Here is a 5,213-nt window from a genome sequence, read left to right as displayed (position 1 = left end):
CGGGCATCCCTACCCTCGGCATCTGCCTCGGCGGCCAGCTGCTCGCCGAGGTCGCGGGCGGTGAGGTGCGTGGCCGCCACGGGCGGCCCGAGCGAGGGTCGACCGCGATCTGCGTGACGGATGCCTCGGCCGGCGACCCTCTGCTCGAGGGCGTTCCTCGCCGCATCTCGATGCTCGAGAACCACCGGGACTCGATCACCGCCCTGCCCGCCGGCGCCGTGCTGCTCGCGAGCAGCGTGGACCACCCCAACCAGGCGTTCCGCCTCGGCGCGAGCGCCTGGGGCCTCCAGTTCCACCCCGAGGTGGCGGCGGCCGATCTCGTCAGGTGGAAGCAGGAGGACTTCGCGGCGGAAGAGGGCGTCGACCTGCAGGCGGTGCGCGCACTCGCCGAGGCGGCCGAGCCGCTCGCGGCATCCGTCGCCCGCACGATCGCGACCAACTTCGCGGCGGTCACCCGCGCTCGCGCTGCTCAGATCCGCTCGACGCTGTCCGGATCCGAGCAGCGCGCAGAGGATCCGAGCAGCGCCACCGGCCACGGCCTCGCCGGCGACATCCCGATAGACTCCGCTTAACCGATTCACCTCGCGGGGTGGGCGGCACGACGACGACATCAATGGAGAGGTTCACGTTCGTAATGAGCACCACCGACGACTTCCGCGAGAGCGGCCTGACGTTCCCCGAGGGCTTCACGTTCGGCACGGCCACCGCCGCCTACCAGATCGAGGGCGCCGTCGCCGAGGACGGCCGGAAGCCCAGCATCTGGGACACGTTCAGCCACACCCCCGGGAAGGTCGCGAACGGCGACACGGGCGACGTGGCGGTGGACTTCTACCACCGCGTCGACCAGGACCTCGACCTCATCAAAAGCCTCGGGCTCGGGGCATACCGCCTCTCCATCGCCTGGCCGCGCATCGTCCCCGACGGAACGGGCGACGTGAACGAGGCCGGCCTCGCGTTCTACGAGCGCGTGATCGACGGGCTGATCGCCCGCGACATCGAGCCCGTCGTCACCCTCTACCACTGGGACCTGCCGCAGGCGCTCGAAGACCGCGGCGGCTGGACCAATCGCGAGACGAGCTATGCGTTCGCGCAGTACGCCCGTATCGTCGGCGAGCGCCTCGGCGACCGCGTCTCGGTGTGGACCACGCTGAACGAGCCGTGGTGCGCCGCCTACCTCGGCTACGCCAACGGCCACCACGCGCCCGGCATCCGCAGCGAGCTCGCCAGCCTGCAGGCCGTGCACCACCTCAACCTCGCGCACGGGCTCGCGCTCATCGAGCTGCGCAAGGTCGTGACGAAGGCGGATGCCAGGTACTCGGTCACCAACAACCTGGCGTCCGTCTATGCCGCAGACCCGAGCAACCCGGAGGACGTCGACGCGAAGCGCCAGATCGAGGCGCTGCGCAACCGCGCCTTCACCGACCCCCAGCTGCGCGGCCGCTACCCGCAGGACCTGCTCGACGACACGAAGCACATCACCGACTGGTCGTTCGTCGAAGACGGCGACCTCGAGCTGATCCACCAGCCGATCGACCTCGTGGGCATCAACTACTACAACACCGACACCGTGCGCCGCGGCGCCGAGCACTCGACCGAGGGCACGCCCTTCCCCGGCGCGACCCGCGTCGAGTGGGCGCCGCAGCCGGGCCCCGTGACGGCGATGGGGTGGAACATCGAGCCGAAGGGCCTCTACGACCTGCTCGTCTCGACCCACGAGCTCTACCCCGAGTACGACCTCGTCATCACCGAGAACGGCGCCGCCTACGACGACGTGCTCGTCGAAGAGGGCGGCGAGCGCCGTGTGCACGACCCCGAGCGCATCGACTTCCTGCAGCGCCACTTCGTCGCCGCCCATCGTGCGATCGAGGCCGGCGTGCCGCTCACCGGGTACTTCGTCTGGTCGCTGATGGACAACTTCGAGTGGGCCTTCGGCTACGAGAAGCGCTTCGGCATCGTCTACGTCGACTACGCGACGCAGGTGCGCACCAAGAAGGACAGCGCGCTCTGGTACACGAGGCTCGCCGAGACCGGCACCATCCCGGAGACGTAGCCGCGGGACCCGCCCTGCGTGCGGCGCGCGGCCGGGGCATCCCCGCCGACTTCGTGGGATGCTCGGAGGCGAGCGATGTGACGAGCGGCTGACGAGATGAGGTGCGGGTGACGACCAGGCGCGGCAACAACCTCGACAGCGTGCGCATGCACAACCTGTCGACCGTGCTGACGATCGCCCACCATGTCGGCCCGGTGTCGCGGTCGGATGTCACGCGCGAGACCGGCCTCAACCGGTCGACCATCGGCGCGCTCGTCGGCGAGCTCGTCGAGCTGGGGCTCGTCACCGAGTCGGGGCCGAACGCGAATCTGCGGGTCGGGCGGCCGAGCCCGGTGATCTCGCCCAATCCGCGCATCGCGGCGCTCGCGGTGAATCCCGAGATCGACGCCGTGACCGTCGGCCTCGTCGGGCTCGACGGGCGGGTGCAGCAGCGCCGTCGCGTCGCGCTCGATCACGTGCCGAGCCCCGACGAGGCCGTCGCCGCGGCGGCCGGCGCCATCACCGGCCTCATCGAGACGGCATCCGTCGAGCGCGTCGTCGGCGTCGGCGTGGCCATGCCCGGCCTCGTGCGCCCCGCCGACGGGCTGGTGCGGCGGGCGCCGCACCTCGGCTGGGTCGACGTGCCGTTCGCGCAGATGCTGACGGATGCCACCGGACTGCCGGTCCGCGCGTCGAACGACGCCCAGCTGGGCGCCTACGCCGAGCACGTCTTCGGCGCCGGTGCCGGGGTGAGCGAGCTGATCTATGTGAACGGCGGCTCGAGCGGCATCGGCGGGGGAGTGATCCTCGGCGGCGCGGCGTTCACCGGCGCGGCCGGCCATGCGGGCGAGCTCGGGCACGTGCGCGTCGGGTCGAGCGACGCCGTCGACTCCGGCGGGCTCGCCGGGACCTTCGAGGCCGAGGTGAGCCGCGCGCGGCTGCTCGCAGCGCTTGGGCTCGAGGGCGCGAGCATCGACGCCGACGGGCTGACGGCCGCGATCCTCGCCTCGGACGACCCGGCCGTGCGGGCCGAGGTGCACCGCCAGCTCGAGCTGCTCGGCATCGCGCTCAGCACCGCGCTCACGCTCTTCAACCCCCGGCTCGTGGTGCTGGGCGGTTTCCTCGCCACGATCTACCAGGCCGACGGCGCGGTGCTCGACAGGGCCGTCGCCCGCGCCACTCTGCCCGAGACGCTCGAGGGCGTGCAGATCACGCGCACGCGCCTCGGCAGCGACATCCTGCTGATCGGCGCCTCCGAGCTCGCGTTCGAGGCGCTGCTCTCCGACCCGGCATCGCTCGGCGGGGCATCCGCATAGCCCGCGCGAGCGCCCGGTCGTCGAAAACGCGCCCCAACGGGGGTGCATTCGCCCCCTTAATGACGACCCGGAATTCGCGTAGCATTGACGTGCGCCGTCGAATCGATTCGATCTTGAACGAATCCGGTGCGCCGCAGACCACGCACCTCTTCGCACAGGACTTCGCTTGACCTCCACCGCTCCTCTCGACCTGACGCTCGCCGCCTCTGACGAGCCCGCACCGCTGCGCCACCCCGGTGACGCGCTCAGCAGGCGCCAGCGCCTCAGTTACGTGCTGATCCTCGGGGCGCTGACCGCGCTCGGCCCGTTCACGATGGACACCTACCTGCCGAGCCTGCCGACGCTGAAGGTCGACCTGAACACGACGACCTCGCTCACGCAGCTGACGCTCACCGCGACGACGGTCGGCTTCGGCATCGGCCAGCTGCTCGTCGGCCCGTGGAGCGATCGGGTCGGCCGGCGGCTGCCGCTGATCCTCGCGACGAGCCTGCACATCCTCGCCTGCCTCGGCGCCGCGCTCGCCCCGAACATCGAGGTGCTGAGCATCTTCCGCTTCCTGCAGGGCTTCGGCGCGGCGGCAGGCGGCGTCGTCGCGCAGGCGATGGTGCGCGACCTGTTCGGCGGGCGGCCGCTCGTGCGCATGCTCTCGAACCTCGCGCTCGTGAACGGCCTCGCCCCGGTCATCGCCCCCGTGCTCGGCTCGCAGCTGCTGCTGATCATGCCGTGGCGCGGCATCTTCTGGGTGCTGGCCGCTTACGGCGCCTTCGTCGTCGGCTGCGTCGCGCTCTGGATCGTCGAGACGCGCCCGAAGTCCGCGCGGCACAGCTCGGTGCACGCGACGACCGGCGCACGCTACAAGGCGGTGCTCACCGACCGCATCTACATCGGCATCGTGCTCGTCGGCGCCATGAACTTCTCGGGGCTGTTCGCGTACCTCTCGGCGAGCACCTTCCTCTTCCAGGACCTCTACCACTTCAGCGCCCAGCAGTACGGCCTGCTGTTCGCGGTCAACTCCGTCGGCATCATCATCGGCGTGCAGACGGCGGGCCGGCTCTCGCACCGCATCCCTCCGCAGTGGATCCTCGCCTGGTCGACCGCCGTCATGCTCGCCGCCGCGATCGCGATCGTCCTCACGAGCACCGCCGGGCTGGGCGAATGGGGCGTCATGGTCCCGCTCTGGTTCTTCATCTGCGCGTGCGGCTTCGGATTCCCGACCGTCGGCGTCCTCACGATGAACTCGCACCCGCACGAGGCGGGCACGGCGGCCTCGCTGCTCGGCGCCTTCCAGTTCGTGCTCGCCGGCATCGTGGCCCCGATCGTCGGCCTGTTCCACCTGACCAGCGGGCTGCCCATGGGCGCCATCATGATCGTCACCTCGACGCTGTCGGTGCTGAGCCTGTGGTTCATCGTGCGGCCGAAGACGGTGCCCGACATCGGGCACTAGCTAGCCCCACAGGGCCGAGAGCGCGTGCCAGGCCGTGTGCCAGTCGCGCAGGCGGCCGGCCGGCACGCCGGTGACGGATGCCACCACCTCGATGCGCCGCGCGAGCCGTGCCTCCTCGTGGTTCGCCGCGAACGTCTCGGGCGGGTTGCACAGCAGGTTCGCGTAGTCGAAGCCGCTTTCGCCGATGAGCGCCTTCGGGTCGATCGCCTTCCAGACGGGCGCGCCGGCCGAGCCGAAGTCGAGCACGTTGCCGTGGTGGATGTCGCCGTGCAGCACGACCTCGTCCCACGGGGCGTCGAGCAGGCGCAGCGCCGTCTCGCGCGCGTCGGCGAGGGCATGATCGGATGTCTCGAGCAGGTCTCGGAACCAGCGGCGCAGCGGCACCAGCCGCACGCTCGTGTCCGGCTCGACGTGCAGCCGCACC

5 protein-coding genes are annotated in these 5,213 nt (G+C 71.0%); 4 read left to right on the top strand and 1 reads right to left on the bottom strand.

Annotated features, from left to right (window positions below; all coding sequences use genetic code 11):
• The 4 genes from ACM2XV_RS11880 to ACM2XV_RS11865 form a co-directional block, all read left to right on the top strand.
• Positions 1 to 572: type 1 glutamine amidotransferase (locus ACM2XV_RS11880; protein WP_487027068.1), on the top strand; the 572-nt coding region annotated here is incomplete at its 5' end.
• Positions 573 to 634: 62 nt separating this feature from the next.
• A complete protein-coding gene (locus tag ACM2XV_RS11875) occupies positions 635 to 2,050 on the top strand; it encodes a GH1 family beta-glucosidase (protein WP_487027067.1) in 1,416 nt (471 codons plus the stop codon).
• 107 nt (positions 2,051 to 2,157) lie between these two features.
• Positions 2,158 to 3,345 carry an ROK family protein gene (locus tag ACM2XV_RS11870; RefSeq protein WP_487027066.1) on the top strand — a complete coding sequence of 396 codons (1,188 nt, stop codon included), beginning with the start codon at positions 2,158 to 2,160 and terminating at the stop codon, positions 3,343 to 3,345.
• Between the two features lie 223 nt (positions 3,346 to 3,568).
• Positions 3,569 to 4,789, top strand: coding sequence for a multidrug effflux MFS transporter (locus ACM2XV_RS11865; protein WP_487027069.1), 1,221 nt, complete (start codon positions 3,569 to 3,571; stop codon positions 4,787 to 4,789).
• Here the strand turns inward: ACM2XV_RS11865 and ACM2XV_RS11860 are convergent.
• Positions 4,790 to 5,213, bottom strand: a 424-nt coding sequence (locus ACM2XV_RS11860; RefSeq protein WP_487027065.1) for an aminoglycoside phosphotransferase family protein, incomplete at its 5' end; no start/stop codon positions are given.

This window comes from Gryllotalpicola sp. CP2-P1, from assembly GCF_057512245.1.
Note: the sequence above shows the minus strand (reverse complement) of the source record. Positions and strands in the feature narration are given on the sequence as shown.